At 28.7% G+C, this 24,177-nt stretch carries 25 protein-coding genes; 4 read left to right on the top strand and 21 right to left on the bottom strand.

Annotation, left to right across the window (positions count from 1 at the left end):
• The coding region (gene tilS, locus ACRCYC_RS16330; RefSeq protein WP_438620165.1) for a tRNA lysidine(34) synthetase TilS at window positions 1-1,025 on the bottom strand (1,025 nt) is incomplete at its 3' end.
• Between the two features lie 249 nt (window positions 1,026-1,274).
• Here tilS and ACRCYC_RS16335 point away from each other — a divergent pair.
• Window positions 1,275-1,973 (top strand): polysaccharide deacetylase family protein, encoded by a 699-nt coding sequence (locus tag ACRCYC_RS16335; protein WP_438620166.1) that lies wholly within the window; start codon window positions 1,275-1,277, stop codon window positions 1,971-1,973.
• 44 nt (window positions 1,974-2,017) lie between these two features.
• Here ACRCYC_RS16335 and ACRCYC_RS16340 read toward each other — a convergent pair whose 3' ends face one another.
• The 10 genes from ACRCYC_RS16340 to yabG all read right to left on the bottom strand — a co-directional run bounded on the left by ACRCYC_RS16340 (window position 2,018) and on the right by yabG (window position 10,508).
• A complete protein-coding gene (locus ACRCYC_RS16340) occupies window positions 2,018-2,440 on the bottom strand; it encodes a DUF1934 domain-containing protein (protein ID WP_438620167.1) in 423 nt (140 codons plus the stop codon).
• 59 nt (window positions 2,441-2,499) lie between these two features.
• The gene (murI, locus tag ACRCYC_RS16345; RefSeq protein ID WP_438620168.1) at window positions 2,500-3,309 is read right to left on the bottom strand and encodes a glutamate racemase; all 810 of its coding nucleotides are present in this window, start codon (window positions 3,307-3,309) and stop codon (window positions 2,500-2,502) included.
• A 16-nt stretch (window positions 3,310-3,325) separates the two neighbouring features.
• Window positions 3,326-4,393, bottom strand: coding sequence for a D-alanine--D-alanine ligase (locus tag ACRCYC_RS16350; protein WP_438620169.1), 1,068 nt, complete (start codon window positions 4,391-4,393; stop codon window positions 3,326-3,328).
• 127 nt (window positions 4,394-4,520) lie between these two features.
• On the bottom strand, window positions 4,521-5,051 hold the full coding sequence (locus ACRCYC_RS16355; protein WP_438620170.1) for a cell wall hydrolase: 531 nt from the start codon (window positions 5,049-5,051) through the stop codon (window positions 4,521-4,523).
• Window positions 5,052-5,078: 27 nt separating this feature from the next.
• Entirely contained in the window at window positions 5,079-5,741 is a 663-nt protein-coding gene (gene spoIIR / locus ACRCYC_RS16360; RefSeq protein ID WP_438620171.1) for a stage II sporulation protein R, read from the bottom strand.
• 123 nt (window positions 5,742-5,864) lie between these two features.
• On the bottom strand, window positions 5,865-6,548 hold the full coding sequence (locus ACRCYC_RS16365) for a GntR family transcriptional regulator (protein ID WP_438620172.1): 684 nt from the start codon (window positions 6,546-6,548) through the stop codon (window positions 5,865-5,867).
• Window positions 6,541-7,422: a 4-(cytidine 5'-diphospho)-2-C-methyl-D-erythritol kinase gene (ispE, locus tag ACRCYC_RS16370; protein ID WP_438620173.1), complete on the bottom strand. Its 882-nt coding sequence runs from the start codon at window positions 7,420-7,422 to the stop codon at window positions 6,541-6,543. The genes ACRCYC_RS16365 and ispE overlap by 8 nt, the downstream gene beginning before the upstream one ends.
• 112 nt (window positions 7,423-7,534) lie before the next feature.
• Complete coding sequence (locus ACRCYC_RS16375) at window positions 7,535-9,085, bottom strand: DUF3794 and LysM peptidoglycan-binding domain-containing protein (RefSeq protein WP_438620174.1); 1,551 nt, start codon at window positions 9,083-9,085, stop codon at window positions 7,535-7,537.
• A 94-nt stretch (window positions 9,086-9,179) separates the two neighbouring features.
• On the bottom strand, window positions 9,180-9,446 hold the full coding sequence (locus ACRCYC_RS16380; protein ID WP_438620175.1) for a Veg family protein: 267 nt from the start codon (window positions 9,444-9,446) through the stop codon (window positions 9,180-9,182).
• Between the two features lie 165 nt (window positions 9,447-9,611).
• Window positions 9,612-10,508: a sporulation peptidase YabG gene (gene yabG, locus ACRCYC_RS16385; RefSeq protein ID WP_438620176.1), complete on the bottom strand. Its 897-nt coding sequence runs from the start codon at window positions 10,506-10,508 to the stop codon at window positions 9,612-9,614.
• Window positions 10,509-10,729: 221 nt separating this feature from the next.
• On the opposite strand from yabG, the gene ACRCYC_RS16390 reads away from it, so the two are divergent.
• Both ACRCYC_RS16390 and ACRCYC_RS16395 read left to right on the top strand, forming a co-directional pair.
• Window positions 10,730-11,818: a PfkB family carbohydrate kinase gene (locus ACRCYC_RS16390; RefSeq protein WP_438620177.1), complete on the top strand. Its 1,089-nt coding sequence runs from the start codon at window positions 10,730-10,732 to the stop codon at window positions 11,816-11,818.
• 1 nt (window position 11,819) lies between these two features.
• Window positions 11,820-12,737, top strand: a complete 918-nt coding sequence (locus ACRCYC_RS16395) for a pseudouridine-5'-phosphate glycosidase (protein WP_438620178.1) — start codon at window positions 11,820-11,822, stop codon at window positions 12,735-12,737.
• A 31-nt stretch (window positions 12,738-12,768) separates the two neighbouring features.
• Here the strand turns inward: ACRCYC_RS16395 and ACRCYC_RS16400 are convergent, their stop codons facing one another.
• The 5 genes from ACRCYC_RS16400 to ACRCYC_RS16420 are packed head-to-tail and all read right to left on the bottom strand — an operon-like array spanning window position 12,769 to window position 15,755.
• Window positions 12,769-12,930: a hypothetical protein gene (locus tag ACRCYC_RS16400; RefSeq protein ID WP_438620179.1), complete on the bottom strand. Its 162-nt coding sequence runs from the start codon at window positions 12,928-12,930 to the stop codon at window positions 12,769-12,771.
• Between the two features lie 9 nt (window positions 12,931-12,939).
• Window positions 12,940-13,446: an SEC-C metal-binding domain-containing protein gene (locus tag ACRCYC_RS16405; protein ID WP_438620180.1), complete on the bottom strand. Its 507-nt coding sequence runs from the start codon at window positions 13,444-13,446 to the stop codon at window positions 12,940-12,942.
• Between the two features lie 56 nt (window positions 13,447-13,502).
• On the bottom strand, window positions 13,503-14,207 hold the full coding sequence (locus ACRCYC_RS16410; protein ID WP_438620181.1) for a UPF0489 family protein: 705 nt from the start codon (window positions 14,205-14,207) through the stop codon (window positions 13,503-13,505).
• 4 nt (window positions 14,208-14,211) lie between these two features.
• Window positions 14,212-14,883, bottom strand: a complete 672-nt coding sequence (locus ACRCYC_RS16415) for an RluA family pseudouridine synthase (RefSeq protein ID WP_438620182.1) — start codon at window positions 14,881-14,883, stop codon at window positions 14,212-14,214.
• Window positions 14,883-15,755: a class I SAM-dependent methyltransferase gene (locus ACRCYC_RS16420; RefSeq protein ID WP_438620183.1), complete on the bottom strand. Its 873-nt coding sequence runs from the start codon at window positions 15,753-15,755 to the stop codon at window positions 14,883-14,885. Before ACRCYC_RS16420 ends, ACRCYC_RS16415 begins: the two co-directional genes overlap by 1 nt.
• 165 nt (window positions 15,756-15,920) lie before the next feature.
• Between ACRCYC_RS16420 and ACRCYC_RS16425 the strand changes: the two genes are divergently transcribed.
• Window positions 15,921-16,433, top strand: a complete 513-nt coding sequence (locus tag ACRCYC_RS16425) for a ferritin (RefSeq protein WP_438620184.1) — start codon at window positions 15,921-15,923, stop codon at window positions 16,431-16,433.
• A gap of 57 nt (window positions 16,434-16,490) precedes the next feature.
• Here ACRCYC_RS16425 and ACRCYC_RS16430 read toward each other — a convergent pair whose 3' ends face one another.
• The 5 genes from ACRCYC_RS16430 to ACRCYC_RS16450 all read right to left on the bottom strand — a co-directional run bounded on the left by ACRCYC_RS16430 (window position 16,491) and on the right by ACRCYC_RS16450 (window position 24,169).
• A complete protein-coding gene (locus ACRCYC_RS16430; RefSeq protein WP_438620185.1) occupies window positions 16,491-17,693 on the bottom strand; it encodes a zinc dependent phospholipase C family protein in 1,203 nt (400 codons plus the stop codon).
• Between the two features lie 342 nt (window positions 17,694-18,035).
• On the bottom strand, window positions 18,036-21,242 hold the full coding sequence (gene carB / locus ACRCYC_RS16435; RefSeq protein WP_438620186.1) for a carbamoyl-phosphate synthase large subunit: 3,207 nt from the start codon (window positions 21,240-21,242) through the stop codon (window positions 18,036-18,038).
• Window positions 21,243-21,279: 37 nt separating this feature from the next.
• On the bottom strand, window positions 21,280-22,326 hold the full coding sequence (gene carA / locus ACRCYC_RS16440) for a glutamine-hydrolyzing carbamoyl-phosphate synthase small subunit (RefSeq protein ID WP_438620187.1): 1,047 nt from the start codon (window positions 22,324-22,326) through the stop codon (window positions 21,280-21,282).
• A 13-nt stretch (window positions 22,327-22,339) separates the two neighbouring features.
• A complete protein-coding gene (gene pyrF, locus ACRCYC_RS16445; protein ID WP_438620188.1) occupies window positions 22,340-23,056 on the bottom strand; it encodes an orotidine-5'-phosphate decarboxylase in 717 nt (238 codons plus the stop codon).
• A gap of 378 nt (window positions 23,057-23,434) precedes the next feature.
• Window positions 23,435-24,169, bottom strand: a complete 735-nt coding sequence (locus ACRCYC_RS16450; protein ID WP_438620189.1) for a LytR/AlgR family response regulator transcription factor — start codon at window positions 24,167-24,169, stop codon at window positions 23,435-23,437.
• Window positions 24,170-24,177: the final 8 nt, after the last annotated feature.

The following is a 24,177-nucleotide window of genomic DNA, read 5'->3' on the forward strand; positions in this document are numbered from 1 at the left end:
GGTACTTTATAGCAAAACTCTATTTCCTCATAAGTTATTTCTTTATTTGTAAGCAATATATTGTTTTTGTTTCTATAAACAAATAAACCTCTTGGTAAAACTATTTTCTTATTTATTTTGGTATCTTCTTCTAAGTCTATTATATCTTCTATATGTTTTTGATCTACGAAATTAGTATCTCCTAAAATATACTTAATAGAATTTCTAATTATTCTACTTTTTATTGCTTTATGTAAATCCACATACTTATCTAATGAAATTTCAACTTCTTCATTATTAGTTAACTTAGCAACCTCATTAAACTTATTAATACCCTCTTGTTCAATATATTCACTATCTAATTTTAAATTATTACCCATTCTGCATATAGATTCAACAACATTATTATTAAAATTTTCTTGCATGTATGGAATTAATTCTAGTCTTATTTTATTTCTAGTATATATATTCTCTAAATTTGTACTATCTATTCTTGGATTTAACTCATGTTCATCACAATATTTTTCTATACTACTTCTTTCAATATCAAGAATAGGTCTTATTATCGTATCATCTCTTTTATATTCTATTCCTCTTAGACCTTGAAGCCCTGTACCTCTCATCATTCGCATAAGAATAGTTTCTGCTTGATCATTTAAATTATGACCAATAGCAATTTTATTAGATTTCGTTTTTTGTTTTATTTCATAAAACATTTCATATCTTAACTTTCTTGCTCCCTCTTCAATTGATAAACCATTTTCCTTGCAATATGCAGGAACATTTATTGATTTAACGAAAAGCTTAACCCCTAAACTATCACATAATCTAGATATGTACATTACATCCTTTTGGGCTTCGATACCTCTTATTTGATGATTTAAGTGAGCTGCATATATAGATATATCGTACTCACTCTCGAGTTGTTTTAACACGTGTAGCAAACACACTGAATCTGGTCCTCCAGAAAGACCCAATACAATCTTATCACCTTTTTGTAACAAATTATATTTATCTATAGTACTTCGTACTCTATCTACTATCATAAATCATACCTCTTATACTTAGTTTTTTAACTCAAGTATACTTTCTATAAAAACTTCTCAAATCCTTGTATAAATTATTTTATTTTAAAACCTTGTTAAGTAATATAATACCAAATAAATTAATTCAGGGGTAGTTTTTTTATATACATTTAATTTACCTTATATAAAATTATTATGACCCTAATATATTTTAAATAATATCATACAATAACAATATAAAATATAATTTATAAACAAGGAGCATCTATCATGAAAAAATTTATATCAACCATAGTTATATTGTCTATATTTATTTCTTTTACGACAACCATCTCTTATTGTTTACAAAATCCTGAATTTACAGGCAAAACAATTTACCTTACATTTGATGATGGTCCAAATAAAAACACCACTGAAATATTAGATTTATTGAAAAAATATAATATGAAAGCAACATTTTTTTTACTAGAGGATAGAATTAATACATATCCTGAAGTAGTGATGCGAATTTTCAACGAAGGTCACTCTATAGGATTGCATGGCCAAAGCCATGAAAAAACTGTCTTTTATGCTAGCAATTCATCTGCTTTATCAGAAATTAATAATACAAATCATACCCTTAAGGAATTAATAGGATGCGATATAAAATTAGTTAGAGTTCCTTACGGTAGTAAACCCCACTTGACAGAAACTCAATATAACAGCTTAGTAAATTATGGTTATAAAGTATGGGATTGGAATATAGATAGCACAGACACATGTAAAAATACAAATGTCAATTCAATAATCTCTAATACATTAAGCAACTTAAGTTTATCTAAAAGCTCTGTTATATTGTTTCACGATAAACAAATTACAGTAAAAGCACTACCTAATATTCTAACACACTTACAAAGCAATGGATATGAATGCAAATCTATAAATAAAAATCAAACTCCTATGAATTGGTGGAATAAATCTTTTTATTAACTAAAAAGCTGACTAATGATATTTTAATTTTAGTCAGCTTTTTTTTAGTCATTTTTTTTAATCTCTATGTGTATTTTATTTACTCCCTCAAATAACCCTACAATTTCCATATCATAATCTATGTCTATATTTATCATTTCATCGGTTTTAAATATATTCAATTTATTAGTATTTGTTTTTATATTAAATATACCTTGAGGTGTTTTATAGTTAGTAAAGGTCTCTTTTCCTAATATAAATTTCATAGTTGAGTTAATAACTCCGAATCTTTTTATAAAAATTTCATCAGTCGATATTTTTATAGTAGTCGTAACATGTGCTGAATTTTGTTCTAATTCTTCTTTATAGACTATATACGTTTCCTCGTTTTTTTCATACATACTTCCAGAAGATCTAACTTCTATACAGTCCTCATTTCCAAACTTATCATACTGTTTTGTATTCATATATATACTAACGTCTATCATTTTAACCTCCATAATAATATAAACTTTAGGTAATATTTCTCCTAAAGTTTATATTATTGTTAATATTTTTGTATTTCAACCTGATCTATATCTTCTATCTCTCTATTTAAAAATTCTTTTCCTATCGTTGCAAATCTTTCTGGTATATCAGATACGTAGTATTTATAATAAGATTTATCTACGGAATTTTTGTTTAGTAGATCATTCTTAGTTAAAACATCTTTTAAGTCTTTAGCTGTTTCTCTTGCTGGATTTACTAGTTTTATTTTACCTTCCACAACCTCATTTATAGTTTTCTTCAAAAGAGGATAATGCGTGCATCCTAAAACTAATGAATCTATATTTAAAGTTTGAAGTTCTTCTAAATATTTTTGAGCTGTCAATTTTGCTATCTCAGTATTTGCCCAACCTTCTTCTACTATCGGTACAAATAATGGACATGCTTTGCCTATTATTTTAATTTCATTATCTAGTTTTTTTATCTCTGTTTCATAAGCTTTTGAATTAATAGTTCCTTCTGTCCCTATTACTCCAACTAATTTGTTTTTAGTTGTATATGCTGCAGTTCTTGCTCCAGCTTCAATAACGCCTATTATAGGAATATCATATTTTTCTTGAGCTAGCGCTAATGTTCTTGCTGTTGCTGTATTACAAGCTATAACTATTGCTTTAACATTTTTAGATATTAAGAAATTTATAGCTTGAAAAGTATACTTTATTACGGTTTCTTTTGATCTCGATCCATAAGGCACCCTTGCTGTATCTCCAAAGTACACTATGTTTTCATTTGGTAATATACTTGTTATTTCTTTTAAAACAGTTAATCCACCTAATCCAGAATCAAAAACTCCAATTGGATTGTTATTCATATAATATACACCTTCTTTACTGTCTACCTTCAATAGCTAATTGTATTAAATTGTCTATAAGGCCAGTATATTGTATTCCTGTAGCATCCCAAAGTTTTGGATACATACTTATATTTGTAAAGCCTGGTAAAGTATTTATTTCATTTATATATATTTCACTTGTTTTATTGTCTATAAAGAAATCTACTCTAGAAAGCCCTCTTCCATCTATAGCTTTAAATGCATCTACAGCCATTTGTCTTATTTCTTCCATTTCATTTTCATTTAACTTAGCAGGTATTTCTAATTTAGAAACTCCATTTATATATTTATCTTCATAGTCATAGAAATCTTTTGCTGGTATTATTTCTCCAGCTATAGATGCTTTTACATCATCATTTCCTAGAACAGCTACTTCTATTTCTCTAGCATTTATACCTTGTTCTAAAACTATTCTTCTGTCATATCTCAAAGCTTCTTTTATTCCATTTAATAGCTCATTTCTATTGGACACTTTAGATATGCCTACACTCGAACCCATATTAGCAGGTTTAACAAATATAGGATATTTTAATTCACTTTCTATTTTATCTAGTTCTTTTGATTCATTCAACTTAAAACTCCATTTATCTGTGTAGGTATATTTTACCTGTGGCAATCCTATTTGTGAAAATATTTTTTTACATACAAGCTTATCCATCCCTACGCTAGATGCTAAAACTCCACATCCAACATATGGTATGCTACTAATTTCAAATAACCCTTGTATCTTTCCATCTTCTCCATATGGTCCATGCAATACAGGGAATAAAACATCTATTTTTTTGAAACTACCATCTTTAAATTCTAATCCTACTTTAGAATTGCCATTAGGTAGTAAATTTATTTTAACGTCATTATCAGCTAATTGTTCCCACTTACCATTAGCTATATTTTCTTCTGACCCTTTATAGTAAAGCCATTTACCTTCTTTTGTTATTCCAATTGTATGGATATTATATTTTTCTTTGTTTATATGCTTAAATATAGATGAAGCTGAAATTCTAGAAACATCATGTTCTCCAGATTTTCCCCCGAAAATTAATGCTACACTTAATTTTTCCATCTTGTTCACCCTTCTATCGCAATTCTATTTTTTATAATTATATGCGTTTTTATTATCTAAGTGATTATTATAGTGCATTTGACAAAAAAAATAAAGGAGTATCAACTCCTTTATTTTTAATATTTGATTATTTTGCAAATACATGGTTTCCTATTCTTTTATATGGATCTAGAGTTTTTATCCAACTACAAGTGGATATATCCGGATTCCAAAAATATATCGCCCCACTAGTAGGGTCACTTCCATATAGGGCCTCTCTAGCTGCTTTATAAGCACTATCTGTAGGTTCTTTATATATTTCTCCATTGTTAACTACTGAAAAGGCATTTTTTTGGTATATAACCTCTTTTATATCAGTTGGAAACCTAGGATCTAAAACCCTATTTATTACAACCGCTGCTACAGCAACTTGTCCTTCATAGCTTTCTCCTCTAGCCTCACTTGATACTAATTTGGATAATAAATACAATTCATCATTCGTAATACTTATCACTTCTTTAGCTTTTCTTTCCTCTTCTTTATTTTCACTATTAGATTTTTCAATATAACCTAATTCACTCAATTGTATATCATTACCTGCAAATATAGTATTTTGATTGATACTGAAAAATAATAATATAGCAAATATTGATAAAAAAAGTTTGGTGTGATACTTCATAATTTTATATTCCACTCCTTTAATTACTTACTTTAATTCATCTTTTATCGACTCTAAAATTTCTAATAATTTAAACTTAATTTTTCTATTTGAAGCTTTCTCTGAGTTCTCACCTGATATTAAATCATATTCTTCTTCTGTTAATATATCTTTTAATTTTTCATCTGTTTCTTTATCTATAACTCCATTATTTTCATCTACAAAACATAGTGGCGGAAACATTACACACCACCAATTTTGGCCTTCTCCATCACCAATTATAATTCTTATTGATTTATACTCACCAGCAGGTAATACTATATTTGAATATTGTTTAGCAGGAAAATTACTGTATTCAAGATTAACCTTTACTTCATAATTATACCCATTTTCCTCAATAATATTTTTAGATATATTTGTTATATTTTCATTTTCTTTTAATATTATTTCTTCACTTTCCTCAATACTTTTAGAATTTTTTAATAATGGTTGAAGATATTTTATAACTTCATCTCTAACTTTTAATTTTAATTCTTGATCTTCTTTACTATCACTATTTGCTAAAACATGAAATCTTATTAATTTATCTTTATAATTGCTAGAAACTTTTTCTACTTTAGATACTTCCCCGTATATATGTATCGTAGTTATAGTAAGTATCGATACTAATAGCAAAGTTAATGTTGCTATTCTCAACTTTATTTTATTCATAATATATTCCCCCTAATATATTTTAATATCTTGATTATTTCCAAAAATTATAATTTTATTCTTAATAAAATCATATAAATAAAAAAGAGACTGTTAAAAAAATTTTAACAGTCTCTTTTTTATTTATAAATGCTTATTGTGCATTGCTTTTTCTATTATAAATTGCTCTGCTTTTTCTATATGCTCTATAGCATATTTCTTTGCATCTTCATTATTTCCAGATATTATAGCTTTTAATATATTATCATGCTCTTCTACAAGATTATACGATGTATCGAAATCAGATATATAAGTTGCTCTAAATCTATGAACTTGTTCCCAAAGAGAGTTTATAATTTGACTTAATTTTTTATTTTTAGTCGCATTAAATATACATTCATGGAACTCAACGTCTTTTTTTAATAAAGTATCAATATCATCTTTTCTTTCTATACTTTGTTTAAAATCTTCTGCTATTCTCTGTAGCTTTTTAGCATCTTCTTCATGTATTCTTTCTGCGGCTAAGTATGCAGCTAAACCTTCTAAGCTTGATCTTATCTCTAAAACATCGATAATATCCTTTAGAGACATATTTGCTACATATGCACCTTTCCTCGGTAACATAACTACTAAACCTTCTAACTCTAATTTTCTTATAGCCTCTCTTATAGGTGTTCTACTAACCCCTAATTGTTCTGCTAATTGAACTTCCATAAGTCTTTGCCCTGGTTTTAAATTACCTTCTAAAATAGCTTCCCTTAAATTTTCAAAAACTACATCTCTTAAAGGCTTGTAGTTATCTAAATTCAACTTTGTTAAACTATCCATCAATTTCAACTCCTTTATTGCTACTATTAACTAGATATACTTGATTGTAACTTAATAGTAACTCCTCTTTAGCCTTTATTGCATATTCTTTATTATCAAATAAACCAAAAACTGTAGGTCCACTTCCACTCATCATAGATCCTAATGCTTTGTTTTTTATCATAATATCTTCTATTTCTTTAATTTCTTTATGTTTTAAGGTTGTAACTTCTTCTAAAACATTAACCATGTTTTGAGATATAAATTCCAAATCTTTATTCTTTAAAGCATCTATAAGTTTTTTATTATTTGGTCTCTTTTTTAATTCTTTAATATCTAAAGCTTGATATACTTCTTTTGTAGATACAAAAATTTCTGGTTTGCAAATTAATATATTTATATCTTCACTCAAACCATCTATATTTGTTAATTCTTCCCCTATACCTTTTGCCAATGCACTTCCACCTTCTATACAAAAAGGAACATCTGCACCCAATTTCAAACCTATTTCTTCAAGTTCTTTTTCACTTAAATTTAGTTGCCATATCCTGTTTAATCCCACTAAAACAGCTGCTGCATTTGAGCTTCCACCAGCCATTCCTGCTGCCACAGGTATATTTTTTTGTATAGAAATTTCAACACCTTTTTTTATATTAAATTTATCCTTTAAAATCTTTGCAGCTTTATAAACAATATTATCTTCATTTAAAGGTATGTCTACACTATCACTTTTTATATTGATTAACTCTTCTTCTATTTCAGTTATTTTTAAATTATCATATAGGTCTATCGTTTGCATTATCATTTCCACTATATGATACCCATCATCCCTTTTCCCAAGTACATCTATTGATAGGTTTATCTTAGCTCTGCTCTTTAAATCTATAGAGTTCATACTCTCCTCCTCATTGTACTCAAACGGCCATAAATATTTATAGTATACATTATACTACAAAAAATAAAATAATAGGGAGTATAATTCCCTATTATCTTATTTTATATAAAATTTAAGCTTCTACTTTAGCTTTTTTCTCTATTATTAAACATTGTCCTGTAGCTAGCTGCTCATCTGCTTTTATTTCATTTATCTCCGCTATATCATCTATCGTTGTGTTATATTTTTTAGCTATATTCCATAATTTATCACCTTCTCTAGCTATATATAAAGTTATACTAGGTCTTTGAGATAAATCTATTGGTCCTTGGTCTTCACCTTTAACTATAAAGCTATCTTTCTTCTTATCTAATACTTCACAGTATCTTCTTACTTTAACAGTCACATCTATTTGATCCCTATTTAAATCAAACTCTACTCTATCTATAGTTACATTATTAAATGCATTAGTACTTTCTCTTATATTATCTATTTCTATATCATGAGTAAATGGAATTTCTTCCGTTAATCTATATACAGGTCTTAATCCTTCTACTGGAGTGTATAAAATATCTACTGAAACTATTCCTTCTACTATATTTTTGTCCCCTTCAAAGAATGCACTTTCAACTATTATATTAGAATCAACACTAACTATTTCTTTTATTTGTATATCATCACTATTATTTTTTATAGTGTCTCTTATATTAAAAAATTCACTTCCACTATTTATAACTTTATTAAGTTCAACATTTCTACTTTCAAACTTAAGGTTTCTATCAGGTGAGTATGCATCTTGAAGAACTTCTCTTGTAACATCTTCTGATACTTTAACTTTTGCTCTTGCTGTACAATCAACTTCTAAAGCTCCAGTATTCGTCTCTTCATTTCTCTTAAATACATAATTTAAGTCAACTATCTCAACCATAGCTTCTTCTTTCATACCTTCACATACACCTGGAACTTCTATAAATTGAGTAAAATCTAATCCTACTCTATCTAATTCTACTAGCTCTCCTTCATACGTATATGCTACTGGATTTAAATCTAAAACTCCACCAACTATAACCTTATTATCTGATACTCTAGTCTCTTTTAATTTTATTCTCGGTCCAATTGAAACTATACTAGCTAAATCTTCTATGCTCATATTTATAGTATCTCTTATAACACTTTCTGATTTTTCTATCCCTACTATATCTTCATATTGAACTTCTTTTCTATGTTTTTGAACACTCTCTATTTGAGAAACATCCTTTATTATATCTATAGTATTTTTTTCAAATAAGCTACCTCTTATGTTTAAAAGTGCTCCTACTCTTATTTTTCTTTCATTCACTACTGTGCAGTCAATATGTTCTACATCATAGAAAAGCATATTTTCCATATCTGCAACTATATTATCTTTTTCAACTACTTCATTTATTTCTATTCTGCCTTCTATATTTGATATAGTATTTTTATCTTCTGTTAAATAAATTACATTGTAATTAAAGTTCCCTCTAAGTATTATCTTGCCATCTAGAACTTCTTGTTTCTTTACAGCTATGTACCCTTCTGTTTTTATTATTTCATAAACATCTTCCTTCTTATCAGATACAACAGCTTCTGTCTCTATAAAAGTTTGAAATCTACCAAAGTCTATCCTGTTATCAACTTGTAAAATATCTTTTATTAGATTCATATGTTACCCTCCTAAATTAAATATAACTATCACACTATATTTATATTTAGGAAACAAAAAAAAAATTACACCTATTTTCAATAGGTATAATTTTTTAACTTACATTTAATTTATTTGTCTCTTTAATTACTTTCAATGTTACATTATCAGTCAATAAATCTGAGTAACTGTATGATACTCTAGAGTATCCATTATCCTCATCATCTAACTTAACAACAAATATACTTGGATATACTTTTTCTAGTACTCCTTTTTTCGTAACTATTTGCTTTCTTCCTTTATTGGCTTTTAATACAATCTTTTTCCCGAGGTGCTTCTCTAAAGTCTGTCTTATTTTATTTAAAGTTTGAACAGTGGCCATTACATCACCTTCTTTAACATTATATGTTCTCGCATTGTAATGTTACCACAATTAACTTTCTTTGTCAAACCTAAACTAAATATTTTATATATTTTTGAGTGAAAAGTCAATACTGTTTTTTTTATTATTTTTAATTTATAATTTATAGTCTTAATTTTTCATTGTTTAATAGGTACTATAAATAGCCACCGGCATAGTTAATCTAAACTTGCCTCTAGTCTCTATTCCTCCAACACCTTTTATACCTGTAACCGTGTGACTTAGTATTTCCTCTAAAGGAACAACTTTATCTATTCTAGAACAAGCAATCTTTTCAACTACCAATAATGGGTCTAGAGCATGTATCATTACTCGGCTTGGTGAACTTGCAAAATTTGCCCCTGCTTTTATTATTTCCTCATAGTTTGATTGGCATGCTCCCGCAAATATAACTAAACTGTCTAATGATGGATCATATTTTCTAGCTTCTCTAACTGTTTTTATAAAATTACCTGTATTTCTATAATTTTTTATATCTTTAAGACTTCCTTTATTATTTACTATAGCATCATGTCCTGTTATTACTAATATAGATGGATTATGTTGTTCTAATAATGATCTAACTTCTTTATATTGCAAGCTTTCAGGTATTGCCTTTCCAACTGCCGGTATTCCTAATTTAGTATATACATCTAGACAAATTTTTAAATACTCAGGATCACCATCTATATGAAGCACCTTTCCCGGCATACCATATGAATTTTGAACCTGATTTTGACCTTGTACTTGTTTTTGATAGTTTGAAGATTTTTGGGTTGCTCTATTTAATCTTTTATTTCTTTCTTTAGTTTTTTTTATACTTTTATATAAAATATTTTCTACATTTCTATCTATTAGTTCATCTGTTATATCAGAAAAATTTATTTTTTCTAAATCATCTATAGTAGAGTCTGCAATAATTCTATATGCAATACCCTTTAATATAGCTATCTTTTTATTATTTTCATCTATTTCAAAACCTATTATTCTAAATACAATATCTTTGTCGTAGGATTTTCTTGCTACAGCGTCTCCTATCTTCATAATATAGATGTCCTCCTAACAAAATTGGTGTTCTTATTTTATATTATGAGTATCGACAAATATTGTTCCTAACTTCCTCAAATTATTCCATATTGATAATTTCAAATTAATTTTTTTATATTATATAATTTTTGTTATTGTATTTGTAAAATATAAATGTTATTATTATTTTAAACAAATGCTTATTTATATAAGCAAATATTTACTAATGGTGATAATCAATGACTGATAGAGAAAAAGAAATTTTAGATATTTTAATAGAGGATCCTATGGTCTCTCAACAAGCTTTAGCAGATATGCTTAATATTACTCGCTCATCTGTAGCAGTACACATAACAAATTTAATGAAAAAAGGGCACATAAAAGGAAAAGGTTATATTATAAGTAAAAGCAATTTTGTTACCGTTATAGGAGGTTCTAATATAGATATTCAAGGTTCTCCTAATAATACTCTTACTATGTTTGATTCTAACCCTGGAAATGTAGACATCTCATTAGGAGGCGTTGGCAGAAATATATGTGAAAACATAGCTAAGCTTGGTTTAAATACAAAGCTTTTATCTGCAGTTGGAAATGATATATACGGAAATAAAATTTTATCAGAATGTAAACAATTAAATATAGATACTTCTGACTGCTACATATCAGATGCATATCCTACATCAATGTATTTATCTATATTAAACAGTGAATATGATATGCAATTAGCCATATCACACATGGATATTATAGAAAAAATAGATATTGATTATATAGTATCTAAACACAATTCCATTAGAGATTCTCTTGCTATTGTTTTAGATACCAATTTATCTTTTGAAGTTATAGACTACATAACTAGAACTTATACAAATATACCTATATTTGTAGATACAGTTTCTACACAAAAAAGTCTTAAAATAAAAGATATAATAGGAAAATTTAATACTATAAAACCAAATAAATTAGAAGCTGAAATATTATCAGGCATACAAATAAAAAATGAAGATGATTTAAATAGATGTGCTGAATATTTCTTATCTACAGGTGTTAAAAATGTATTCATAACATTAGGTCAAAATGGTGTTTTTTGTGCTAATGAAAATGAATCGTTACTACTACCAGGGGTTAAAGTAGATGCAGTAAATGCTACAGGGGCTGGAGATGCATTTATATCAGCTTTAGTTTATAGCTACTTAAATAACTTCAATTTAAAAGATACAGCTAAATTTTCAACAGCTGCTTCAATACTTACATTACTACACAAAAATACTATTAATCCAAGTATGTCTGTTGATAGTGTTGAAAAAATATTAAAGGAGATGATTTAATATGTTAGAAAAATACTTACACATTCACCCAGAGGTTAAAAAAGCTTTATCTGAAGGTCAACCAGTAGTTGCTTTAGAGTCTACAATAATATCTCATGGTATGCCTTATCCTAAAAATATAGAAATGGCGAAAAATGTAAGTAAAATAATAAGAGAAAATGGAGCTATTCCTGCTACTATAGCTATAATAGATGGAATTTTAAAAGTTGGTCTTTCAACTGAAGAAATAGAGTTCTTAGGAACTAACACAGACGTCGTTAAAGCTAGTAGAAGAGACTTGCCATTCATTATATCTAAAAAACTAAATGGAGCTACTACAGTGGCTACTACGATGATATTAGCAAACTTAGCTGGCATTAAAGTATTCGCTACAGGTGGTATTGGTGGAGTTCATAGGGGAGCACAAGAAACATTTGATATATCCGCTGATTTACAAGAATTAGCAAATACAAATGTTGCAGTTATATGTGCTGGTGCTAAATCTATACTAGATATAGGTCTTACATTAGAGTATTTAGAAACTAACGGAGTTCCAGTTATTGGATTTAAAACTGAAGAATTCCCTGCATTCTATACTAGAAAAAGTGGATTTGGAGTAGATTATAAGGTAAATTCTTCTATGGAAGTTGCCACTGCTTTAAAAGCTAAATGGGATTTAGAATTAAAAGGCGGTATGGTTATAGGGAATCCAATACCAGAAAAATTTGAAATGGATTATGATACTATTACTAATGCTATAGAAACAGCTTTAAAAGAAGCTGAACAGAATAATATAACAGGTAAAAAAGTTACTCCTTTCTTACTAGATAAAGTGAAAACTATAACTGCTGGTAAGAGTTTAGATGCTAATATAGAATTGGTTTATAACAATGCTAAAGTCGCAGCTCAAATAGCTACAGATTTAGCTAGCTTAAAATAAAGAATAAAAAAAGGAGCTTTCGCTCCTTTTTTTATTCTTCTTTTAAATTAGGGATTACTTTTTTTACTTCTTCCACTTGATGCCACGTCTTTTCGATGTCGTTATCCTTAACGTAATCCTTTAAAGAATTCATTGAACTGAATTCTTTTGTAGATAGATTATCATCTTCATCAATGAATTTTAGTAAAAACATTTTATCTCCTTATTTTCCACAACATTTTTTGAATTTTTTACCACTTCCACATGGACAAGGCTCATTTCTTCCTATCTTGTCATCTTTAACTACAGTTTTAGTAGCTTTGAAAGCTTTTTGTAATTCTTTTTTCTTATCTTCTGTTAATATGTTGTTCCATCCTTCTAAGTTATATAACCAATGAGCTTCAACAGATACCATGTTGTAGTATAACTTTTCCCAATCTATTTCTAACTTAACTTCTGTATCAGCTTCTATAGTTTCTAATTTATCTTCTGTTAAGTCTTCTTTTAAACTTTCGCTTATTCCATCTATGAATCCCATCATGTACTCTAAAGATGTATTGTGAGCTGCAGCTAAGTCGCTAACTTTTCCTTCTATAACTTCTTTTTTGTTATTTAATATTTCATTGTATATTTCTGTTTCTTTTTGTAAATATTCTTCCCAGAACTTAACTTCTTCTTCTTGGCTATTGTGGTTTTCACTTAATGATCTCCATGTAGTATATAAACTCATTTTAACTTCCTCCTATTCATGACTATGTCATGGTTTAATTTATAAATAATTAACTCTTATATTATATCACAATTAAATAATTCTTTTAATACTTTTATAGCGTAGTCTTGATCTATAAAAAATGGGCTACTTGCAATAGTTATAACCTTCGCCCTATCTATATATTCCTTTATTTTACCAACTCTTAAATCATAAGACATATAATCCATATCTTTTGAAAATATATCTAAATCTATGTCTAAGACTATTTCGCCTTCAACCTCAACTTCAAAGCTATAAGTACTATCTATTATAATAGCTTCTGAAAATATTTTATGATATAAAGCAGGCTTTATAAAATTACCTACATTCAAAACATAGTTAGTGTATCTAAATACATCACTTATATCATTTGTATTAACCTCATAATTTTCAGGTTCTCTCATATCTTTATGTTGATCTATATGAACTAGTTTACATCCTTTATTAAACATACCTTTATTTAAGCTTTTTATCCAAAAGTAAAAGGCATGATTATGATTGTCAAATATATATATATCTTTATTTTTATAATTAAGTTTAACTATATTTTTCAATCCTATAGCATTAATTTCATCTTCAAAATCAATTTCGCTAAAGACTACTTCATTTCCTACTTTTACATCGTTTAAATTACCTTCTATAAGCTTAGGAACATATATTTTCTTATTATTTCTATCACTGTGTGAAAATATGTTATTTCCTAAAGGTTCTTCTATATAAAATCCATTATATTTGTTCATATATTTAAACCTCGAATAAGTTCCATGGATATTTACTTGGTGGCTCACATATAAATTCCATTTTCTCTTTTGTCGTAGGATGATTTATCTCTATTTTATAAGACCACAAAGCTATCTGGTCTCCTTTTTTATTTATATCTTGTCCATATCTTTGATCTCCAAATAAAGGATGTTTTCTACTTGCAAACTGTACTCTTATTTGATGAGATCTACCTGTTTTTAAATCTACTTCAACTATGCTGAAATTATCTTTTTTATCTAAAGTTTCATAGCTCAATTCTGCATCTTTAGCTTCTTTATGGCCTTTATTTACAACACTTACCATATTAGTTTTTTTATTTTTATAAAGATAGTCTTTTAGTGTGTCATTGTCCTTTTTTATATTTCCATTTAAAACTGCTCTATATGTCTTTTTAAAAGTTTTATTTCTAACTTGTTCTGATAATCTAGAAGCAGCTTTAGACGTTTTAGCAAAAACCATAACTCCACCTACTGGTCTATCTAGTCTGTGAATAAGACCGATAAATACATTTCCAGGCTTGTTATACTTAACTTTTACATAGTCTTTTAATAAGTTAACCATATCTTTATCGTTAGTATCGTCACCTTGAGATAATATATTTACAGGTTTTTCTACTACAAGTAAATGATTATCTTCATATATGACTTTTATCATTATTTAGACTCCCATCTTCCAAATATTCCACATGGAAGTACTTTTCCATCTTTAGATGTAGGTATCCCTATTTCTCCACCATATATATTTCCACCATTAGCATGTTTAGCAACAGTAGCATCTAATATATGTTCAAGAATTATTGGAGATAATCCTGTTGTATATGAATTTATTAAGAAGAATAAAGGTTTATCTGATAATACTTTCGTACATAACTCTACTAATCCATATAACTTTTCTTCTATTTGCCATACTTCACCTTTTGGCCCTCTTCCATATGAAGGTGGATCCATTATTATAGCATCATATTTATTTCCTCTTCTTATTTCTCTTTCAACAAACTTTACAACATCGTCTACTATAAACCTTACTTTTCTATCTTGAAGTCCAGATGTCTGTAAGTTCTCTTTAGCCCAATTTACCATACCTTTAGATGCATCTACGTGACATACTTCTGCTCCAGCTGCTGCACAAGCTACCGTAGCACCACCAGTATATGCAAATAAATTCAATACTTTTACAGGTCTTCCAGCATTTTTTATTTTATCCATTGACCAATCCCAGTTAGCTGCTTGCTCTGGGAATAATCCTGTATGCTTAAATCCAGTTGGGCTTATATTAAACTTTAAGTTTTTATAACTTACAGTCCATTTTTGAGGATATTTCTTTTTGTGTTCCCACTCTCCTCCACCTTTGCTACTTCTGTGGTAATGTCCATGAGGATTTTTCCATAATCCTTTTTCTTCTGCTATTGGCCACATAACCTGAGGATCTGGTCTTCTTAATACGACATTTCCCCAACGCTCTAATTTTTCTCCGTTACCCATATCTATAAGTTCATAATCTTTCCATTTATCAGCTAATAATAACATTGATTTCCTCCTAAAAATTTAATCTCAATTTATGTATTATACCATATTATTACTTCATATTTTGAGTATTTTAAATACTTTCTATTCTTATTAATAAATTTTGGTAATACTATTGTATAATAGTATTGTAATCAAAAATTCAATGTAAATTCAGGAGGGGTTTTTATGGCAAATCAAAGGGTTTTAGATGCATTAAACAATCAAGTTCAGATGGAATTTTTCTCTGAATACTTCTATATGTCAATGGAAGCATACTTTGTAGATAATAATTTAGATGGTTTCGCAAATTTCTTTAACGTACAAGCTAGAGAAGAAAGAGATCATGCTTATAAATTTTTTAACTACATAAGTAGAGCAGGTGGAAAAGTAGTTTTACAAGCTATAGAACAACCTAAATCAGACTTTGAAAGTCCTTTAGAAGTTTTTGAATTAGCTTTAGAACATGAAAAACTTATAAGCAATTCTATACATCAGTTGGCTGATATTGCTATGGATGAAAGGGACCACACTACTTCATCTTTCTTAAGATGGTTTATTGATGAACAATCAGAAGAAGAGGAAAGCATGGAAAAGGTAGTTAAAAAGTTAAGATTACTAAAAAACGATCCTGCTGGACTTTTAATGATTGATCAAGAATTAGCTCAGAGAGCTTATGTTGCTCCAACTCAAAATGCATAAATTTTAAAATAAATAAAAAGCCATTTATATAATTTATATAAATGGCTTTTATCATTATTAGTTTATATCGTAAGTTTCATTTCCTGTGAATACTTTATTTATATCTTTTTGAAGTATTACTTTTCCATTTGCTATTAATTTAAATTTACTTAATTCCCAATCATCACTTACAGTAGTCATATTATCTTTTCTAACCCAAAACTTAGCTATATTATTTGTATCAATTTTCACATTATCTTTTGTCTTTAGTAAATAGTTATCAATTTGATTTCTTTCAAAATCATTACCTGCATTATCTAATATCCATTCATTTTTAACTCCATCTTTTGTTTCAAAACCAAAGTAAACATAATCATCTGTTCCTGCATATTTGTTATCAGCTGTATTTAACACTACATTAAATTCACTCGCCATATTGCTAATTTGACCTATAGATTCATCTTTAGATACCTCATCTATAAATCTATATAAAAATCCTGCTGTACATACTTGAGAATTTTTTATAGCTTCTCTTCCTGAGTAATCCCAATCTTCCCAACTATGGCTCATAGTTGAATGGCTATAATATAAATTCTTAGCTATTTTAGCATATGAGATTGAATTTTGAGTCATCCATTCATCATAATTTTGAGTTTTAACTGCATCCTTATATATGCCTGCAGTTGTATCATATCCAACAGTGTTTAATGCATAATTTTCTTTTCTTTGTTCTACAAATGTTTCATATTTAACATGACCAGGACTATCAACTGCAGTTACATTAGATGCATGATATGGAGTATTTAAATCCCCTAGATAATGTAATCCTTGACCTAATAAAAATGTCGCTTCTTTATAATTACCTTTCTCCCACTCATTTTGAGCTAGAGTTGTAAACTTTCTTACTTGTGTTTCTGCTGTATCGTATATAGGTGATGCAGCATACCATTTATTATCTATAGTAAAATTATTTCCTGTATCTGGATCAAAAAAGTGATCTTGATATAAATCATATGCATTTGGGTCATAGTCTGGATAAGTTGATCCTACTTTTAAGTCTTTCATATACTTATTTAGTATTTCTAAGTTTTTCTTATGTACCTCTGATTCATTTTTATTTAAATCATTATTAAGCATAGTTAACCCATGTTCTGCTATTAATGCATGTGTACCTGTTCCGTCTTTTTTACCATCCCATGCATAAGATGTTCCTCCCATAAGAGTGCATAATCCTAACACACAAAGTGTATTAGCTGCTTTTTTTATAAACTTTATTTTCATCAATGTGCCTCCCTAGTGAATTATATGAAAAGTTTTTATTTTCACTTTTTATATTTTTTATATAATAATATCATCCAAGGTTTTAAAAATCATAACTATGCACTAAGATGGGTTTATTTCGCACTATGTTTTAATTTTTTTATAATTTCATATTGCACTCTTACTAATCCCATTCGTTCTATTGTCTAATCAAATCGTTTATTTTCATTATAAAACTGAACTACTGCTTACATAATATCTAGTACTTGACTCTCTCTAAATTTTTTTTTCCTACTTACGCACAAAAAGATGTGTCTGAGCGTTCAGACACATCTTTTAATTTTTCTAAATATAATTTTTATGCTATTCAACTATATTATAAACAGCTAATCCATCTCTGTTTATTTCTTTTTTATTTACTTCTACTAAAGCCTTTAATGTATCTAGCGATGTCATTACTTCTGTTGAGAACTCTGTTGCAGTTCTTCTTATCTTAAATCCATCTCTAGTTGAATCATTTCCTTTTGTAGGAGTATTTATAACTATATCAACTTGCTTGTTTCTTATAACATCTAATATATTTGGTCTAGCTTCTTCAACTCTATTTACTATTTGAGCTTCTATTCCATTTTCTTTTAATGATTTAGCTGTTCCTTCAGTAGCAACAAATGTGTACCCTAACTTATTCATGTCTTTAGCTATTTCCATAAATTCATCTTTATCATAGTTATTTACAGTAGCTAATACTACACCTCTTTTATTAGACATTTTCTTACCAGCACCTACAAATCCTTTGAATAAAGCTTCTTCTAAAGTTTCTCCAACTCCTAAAACTTCTCCTGTTGATTTCATTTCAGGCCCTAAGCTTACATCTACTTTTGAAAGCTTTGACATTGAGAATACTGGAACTTTAACAGATATTAATTTAGGTTCTTTATAAACCCCTGTTCCGTATCCTAAATCTTTTAATTTACATCCTAACATACATTTTGTAGCTAAATCTATTATAGGCACTTTGCTTACCTTACTTATATATGGAACTGTTCTACTTGCTCTTGGGTTAACTTCTATTATATATAGTTCTCCATGGAACTCTATAAATTGTATGTTAACCATTCCTAATACATTTAACTCTAAAGCTATTTTTTTAGTATATTCTAATATTTTAGCTTTTATTTCATCACATATATTTTGACTTGGATACATTGTTATACTATCCCCAGAGTGAACTCCTGCTCTTTCTAAGTGTTCCATTATCCCTGGTATTAATATATCTTCTCCATCGCATATAGCATCTACTTCTATTTCTCTACCAGTTAAGTATTTATCTATAAGTACTGGATTTTTTGTATCTCTTAAGAATGCATCTTTTAAATATTGAGCTAACTTTTTCTCGTCATAAGTTATTTCCATACCTTGACCACCAAGTACATAAGAAGGTCTAACAAGTACTGGGTAACCTAGTTTCTTAGCTTCTTCAACACCTTCATTAACTGACCATATAGCTTTCCCTTTAGGTCTATTTATACTTAATTTTTCTAATAAGTCATCAAATTTTTCTCTGTCTTCTGCTGCATCTATATCCGAACAACTTGTTCCTAATATCTTTATTTTCTTCTCATCTAAGAACTTAGCTAACTTTATAGCTGTTTGCCCTCCGAATTGTAGTATAACTCCATCTGGATTTTCTTTTTCTATTATATTCAATACTTCTTCTTCAGTTAGTGGTTCGAAGTATAATTTATCAGATGTATCAAAATCTGTACTTACTGTTTCTGGATTGTTATTTACTATTATAGTTTCTATTCCTTGTGCTCTTAACGATTTAACACAGTGAACTGAGCAATAATCAAACTCTATACCTTGGCCTATTCTTATTGGTCCTGATCCTAATACTATAACTTTCTTCTTATCACTTACTACAACTTCATCATATTGTTCATAAGTTGAGTAGTAGTATGGAGATACTGCATCAAATTCTCCTCCGCAAGTATCAACCATTTTATAAGATGGATTTAAATTGTATAAGCTTCTTAGTTCATAAACTTTAGCTGGGCTTATTTTCATTAAATCTGCTATACCTTTATCTGAGAATCCTTTTTTCTTAAGTTCTAATAAATATTCCTTGTTTAAATCCTCTATATGCATACCTTTTAATTTTTCTTCTTGTTCTACTATCCACTTAAATTTATTTATAAACCACTTATCTACTCCAGTGATTTGTTCTATCATTTCTAATTTGTAGCCTCTTCTTATCATCTCAGCTAAGTCAAATAATCTTTCATCATCTGGAACTACTACTCTTTTCTTTAATTCTTCTATGCTTCTATCTTCCGATGCTTTATGAATTAAAGAATATTTTCCTATTTCTAAAGATCTTATTCCTTTAAGTATAGCTGCTTCAAAGTTACTTCCTATACTCATGATTTCTCCTGTAGCCATCATCTTTGTACCTAATTTTCTATTAGCTTGTTTAAATTTATCAAATGGCCACTTAGGTATTTTTACAACTACATAATCAAGAGTAGGTTCGAAACATGCATAAGTTTTCTTTGTAACTGCATTTTGAATTTCATCTAATGTATACCCTAGAGCAATCTTTGATGCAACCTTTGCTATTGGATATCCTGTAGCTTTAGATGCAAGAGCAGATGATCTTGAAACTCTTGGATTTATTTCTATTATTGCATATTCTAAGCTATGTGGATTTAAAGCTATCTGAACATTACATCCACCTTTAACTTCTATAGCATTTATTATATCTATAGATGCTTTTCTTAGCATTTGGTATTCTTTATCACTTAAAGTTTGACTAGGTGCAACAACTATACTATCTCCAGTATGAACTCCCACAGGATCTATATTTTCCATATTACATACTGTTATACAGTTTCCATTTCCATCTCTCATTACTTCGTATTCTATTTCTTTCCAACCTTTTATACTCTTTTCAAGTAACACTTGGCTAACTGGACTTAGTTGTAATCCTTGAGTAAGTATTTCTGTTAACTCTTCTTCAGTCTCAGCTATACCTCCACCAGTTCCACCTAATGTATATGCCGGTCTAACTACTACTGGATATCCTATTTTATCTGCAAATACTAATCCATCTTTTAACGTAGTTACTATATCACTTATTACTACTGGTTGATTTATTTCTTTCATAACTTCTCTAAATAAATCTCTATCTTCACCTTTTTTAATAGATTCAATAGAAGTCCCTAAAACTCTTACATTATATTTATCAAGTATCCCGTTATCGTGAAGTTCAACAGCTAAGTTAAGCCCTGTTTGCCCTCCCATTCCTGCTAGTATACTATCCGGTCTTTCTTTTTCTATTATTTTTTCTATAAATTCTATTGTTAATGGTTCTATATATATTTTATCTGCTACTTCTTCGTCCGTCATTATAGTAGCTGGGTTACTATTTATTAAAACAACCTCTATTCCTTCTTCTTTTAAAGCTTGGCAAGCTTGTGTTCCAGAGTAGTCAAACTCTGCCGCCTGCCCTATTATTATTGGTCCTGATCCTAATACTAACGTCTTTTTTATACTATCTATTTTAGGCATACTCATAATCTCCTTATCTAGTTAATTTGAAAATCTATTATATTAATTTTAAGAAATTATCAAATATATAATCATTGTCTTTTGGACCCGGGCAAGCCTCTGGGTGATATTGAACACTATATATTGGTAATTCATTGTGTCTCATACCTTCTACTGTATTATCATTTAGATTTACATGTGTGATGCTCATATTTTCTGGCATCTTTGAAACATAGTATCCATGATTTTGAGATGTTATATATACTTTTCCGTCTTCTAAATCTTTAACTGGATGATTTCCACCTCTGTGTCCAAACTTAAGTCTTGCCGTTTGTCCTCCTAATGTTAAAGCTAAAAGCTGATGTCCTAAGCATATTCCAGCTATAGGTTTTTTACCTATTAACTCTTTTATATTTTCTATAACATCATCTAAATCTTCAGGATCTCCTGGTCCATTAGATAAGAATATTAAATCTGGGTTTTCATTTAGTATTTCCTTTGCCGTTGTAGTCGCTGGTAATACTACTAAATCACAATTTCTTGCCTTAAATGATCTTAGTATGTTTTCTTTAACTCCAAAGTCCATAACTGCTACTTTTGGTCCATTTCCTTTTATATATTCTTTTTCTTTTCTCGTAACAGTTCTAACTGCTTCTGTATTGGAAAACTTCCCTATTTTCGAAACAACATCTTCTAGAGTCGCATTTTCTAAAGTTATTATTCCTTTCATAGTTCCATTGTTTCTTAGTATTTTAGTTAAAGCTCTTGTATCTATTCCTTCAAGTCCTATAACTTTGTTTTGCTTTAAGTATGTATCTATATCCATTTCACATCTAAAGTTATTTGGATTTTCACATTTTTCTCTTACTATAAATCCTTTTACATGAACTCCTTTTGATTCAACATCCTCTAAATTTATTCCATAGTTCCCTATTAAAGGGTAAGTCATTGTTACTATTTGCCCATAATATGATGGGTCTGTTAATACTTCTCCGTAGCCTGTCATAGAAGTATTGAATACTACTTCTCCTACACTCTCTTTTAAGTATCCAAAGGCTTTACCTTCAAATATAGTTCCATCTTCTAATATTAACTTAGCTTTCATAACTTGCCTCCCCTTAAGCGTTTTCTATTTCACTTATTATATTTCTTGCTGCTTCATCTGGATTTTCTGCTTTAGTTATTGGTCTTCCAACTACTAAATAGTGAGCGCCTTTATTTATTGCATCTTTTGGTGTCACAACTCTTTTTTGATCTCCATTATCTGCACTGGCTGGTCTTATGCCTGGACATACTGTAACAAATTCACTTCCACAAGCTTCTACTATCTTATCTACTTCTTGAGCTGAACAAACTATGCCATCTATTCCAGCTTCTTTAGCTAATTTTGCTCTTTTTATTGCTAATTCTTGAGTTGTCATATTACATCCTATATCTTGTAAATCTTTATCACTTAAAGAAGTTAAAACTGTAACTCCTACTATTATTGGTTTTTCTATTCCTAACTTTTCTGCTTCTTCCTTTGCAGCATAAGCACATTGTCTCATACCTTCCATATCTGAAACATGTATAGTCATTAACCAAACATTATCTCTTACTGCAGCTCTTACTGCACTTTGCATTGTGTTTGGTATATCATGAAACTTAAGATCTAAAAATATTTTTTTACCTTTTTCTTTAAGATAATCAACAGTCTTTCCTCTTGTTGCTACATATTGTTCTAATCCTACTTTAAATATATCAACACTATCTTCTAGTTTATCTATTAATTCCTTAGCTTTATCAAAGTCGTTAGTATCTACTGCCACGATTAATTTGTCTTTTCCATTTATCATTTTACTCTCTCCTTTTATATAAAGCCCCTAATATCAGAAAAATCCTTACACCTCTAGAGGTGTAAGGATTCAATATTTCATAACCAAAATGTCATGAGGATATCTTTCCCAGCCTCTCTGGACTAGTTTAAAAGACTTTATTATTTTATTTTTTATATAAAAAAACCTCTAACTAATCCAGTTAGAGGTTATATGTGTACAAATTAACTAATTTATATAACCTTACTAGCCTCTCTGGACTACTTTCAAGGAACTTTTATTATTTTGTTTAAAATAAATAATGCTTAATATCCTCTCGGGATAATTTAAAGCTTTCTCTTGTGTATAATTATTACACTTATTTATACTGATGTCAACTATTTTTGCAAACCCTATCAATCACGTACTTTGTACTAAAATACTATCCACCGTTTTTTTTAAAAGTAACAATGAAACATAACATTTACTTCCATTTTCCATCGTAATAATTCTTTGTTTTTTATCAATATTGCTAACCTTATCTTTATTTATAATATAAGACTTGTGACATCTTATAAATCTATCATCCAGTACTTTCTCTAATTCTTTTAATGTCCCATTGAACTCTATGTAACTATTACAGGTACTAACTCCTATGAACCTTTTTTTACAAGTTTCAAAGTACAATATATCCTCGTATTTGACTTTATTTACACTATCTAATCTATCTATAAAAAAATAATCTTCTTTTGTATCGCATATACCTTTTTTATTCGCACATAAAAGACACTCTCTGACTCTTTTCTTCACTTGTTCAAAATCACCTTTAACTATATAATCTATAGCTCCTATATGATATTTAAAAGTAAGGTGGCCCATTCCTTCATCTGATGTAATCATAATAATTATAGCATCTTTGTCTATTTCATTTATATGCTTTGCTAACTCAATGCCATTTATATCTTCTCCTATATGTATATCTAGAAAGTATACTCCCTTGTTTTTAAACTTAGTAGTATAATCTAAAATTTCTTTAGATGAATCACTAGATAATATGATTTGACCTTCTATATTTTCTATTTCTAAAATAGATTCTATAGCATTTTCAAGGCTAGATCTCTGATCTTTATTGTCTTCACATATAAATATATTCATCCTAACCC

This window comes from Paraclostridium sp. (assembly GCF_051657365.1).
GTDB lineage: Bacteria > Bacillota > Clostridia > Peptostreptococcales > Peptostreptococcaceae > Paraclostridium.

Bases quoted from the DNA above. Each gene is read 5' to 3' on its own strand.
- murI (WP_438620168.1), bottom strand. From the start codon at position 3,309: ATGAATAACAATCCAATTGGAGTTTTTGATTCTGGATTAGGTGGATTA.
- ACRCYC_RS16410 (WP_438620181.1), bottom strand. From the start codon at position 14,207: ATGAACAAATATAATGGATTTTATATAGAAGAACCTTTAGGAAATAAC.
- ispE (WP_438620173.1), bottom strand. From the start codon at position 7,422: ATGAACTCTATAGATTTAAAGAGCAGAGCTAAGATAAACCTATCAATA.
- ACRCYC_RS16355 (WP_438620170.1), bottom strand. From the start codon at position 5,051: ATGAAGTATCACACCAAACTTTTTTTATCAATATTTGCTATATTATTA.
- ACRCYC_RS16350 (WP_438620169.1), bottom strand. From the start codon at position 4,393: ATGGAAAAATTAAGTGTAGCATTAATTTTCGGGGGAAAATCTGGAGAA.
- ACRCYC_RS16415 (WP_438620182.1), bottom strand. From the start codon at position 14,883: ATGATAAAAGTCATATATGAAGATAATCATTTACTTGTAGTAGAAAAA.
- carB (WP_438620186.1), bottom strand. From the start codon at position 21,242: ATGCCTAAAATAGATAGTATAAAAAAGACGTTAGTATTAGGATCAGGA.
- carA (WP_438620187.1), bottom strand. From the start codon at position 22,326: ATGAAAGCTAAGTTAATATTAGAAGATGGAACTATATTTGAAGGTAAA.
- ACRCYC_RS16395 (WP_438620178.1), top strand. From the start codon at position 11,820: ATGTTAGAAAAATACTTACACATTCACCCAGAGGTTAAAAAAGCTTTA.
- yabG (WP_438620176.1), bottom strand. From the start codon at position 10,508: ATGAAGATAGGAGACGCTGTAGCAAGAAAATCCTACGACAAAGATATT.
- ACRCYC_RS16365 (WP_438620172.1), bottom strand. From the start codon at position 6,548: ATGGATAGTTTAACAAAGTTGAATTTAGATAACTACAAGCCTTTAAGA.
- ACRCYC_RS16425 (WP_438620184.1), top strand. From the start codon at position 15,921: ATGGCAAATCAAAGGGTTTTAGATGCATTAAACAATCAAGTTCAGATG.
- ACRCYC_RS16380 (WP_438620175.1), bottom strand. From the start codon at position 9,446: ATGGCCACTGTTCAAACTTTAAATAAAATAAGACAGACTTTAGAGAAG.
- ACRCYC_RS16405 (WP_438620180.1), bottom strand. From the start codon at position 13,446: ATGAGTTTATATACTACATGGAGATCATTAAGTGAAAACCACAATAGC.
- ACRCYC_RS16450 (WP_438620189.1), bottom strand. From the start codon at position 24,169: ATGAATATATTTATATGTGAAGACAATAAAGATCAGAGATCTAGCCTT.
- ACRCYC_RS16390 (WP_438620177.1), top strand. From the start codon at position 10,730: ATGACTGATAGAGAAAAAGAAATTTTAGATATTTTAATAGAGGATCCT.
- ACRCYC_RS16430 (WP_438620185.1), bottom strand. From the start codon at position 17,693: ATGAAAATAAAGTTTATAAAAAAAGCAGCTAATACACTTTGTGTGTTA.
- ACRCYC_RS16420 (WP_438620183.1), bottom strand. From the start codon at position 15,755: ATGTTATTATTAGCTGATAAATGGAAAGATTATGAACTTATAGATATG.
- spoIIR (WP_438620171.1), bottom strand. From the start codon at position 5,741: ATGAATAAAATAAAGTTGAGAATAGCAACATTAACTTTGCTATTAGTA.
- ACRCYC_RS16335 (WP_438620166.1), top strand. From the start codon at position 1,275: ATGAAAAAATTTATATCAACCATAGTTATATTGTCTATATTTATTTCT.
- ACRCYC_RS16400 (WP_438620179.1), bottom strand. From the start codon at position 12,930: ATGTTTTTACTAAAATTCATTGATGAAGATGATAATCTATCTACAAAA.
- ACRCYC_RS16375 (WP_438620174.1), bottom strand. From the start codon at position 9,085: ATGAATCTAATAAAAGATATTTTACAAGTTGATAACAGGATAGACTTT.
- pyrF (WP_438620188.1), bottom strand. From the start codon at position 23,056: ATGATAAATGGAAAAGACAAATTAATCGTGGCAGTAGATACTAACGAC.
- ACRCYC_RS16340 (WP_438620167.1), bottom strand. From the start codon at position 2,440: ATGATAGACGTTAGTATATATATGAATACAAAACAGTATGATAAGTTT.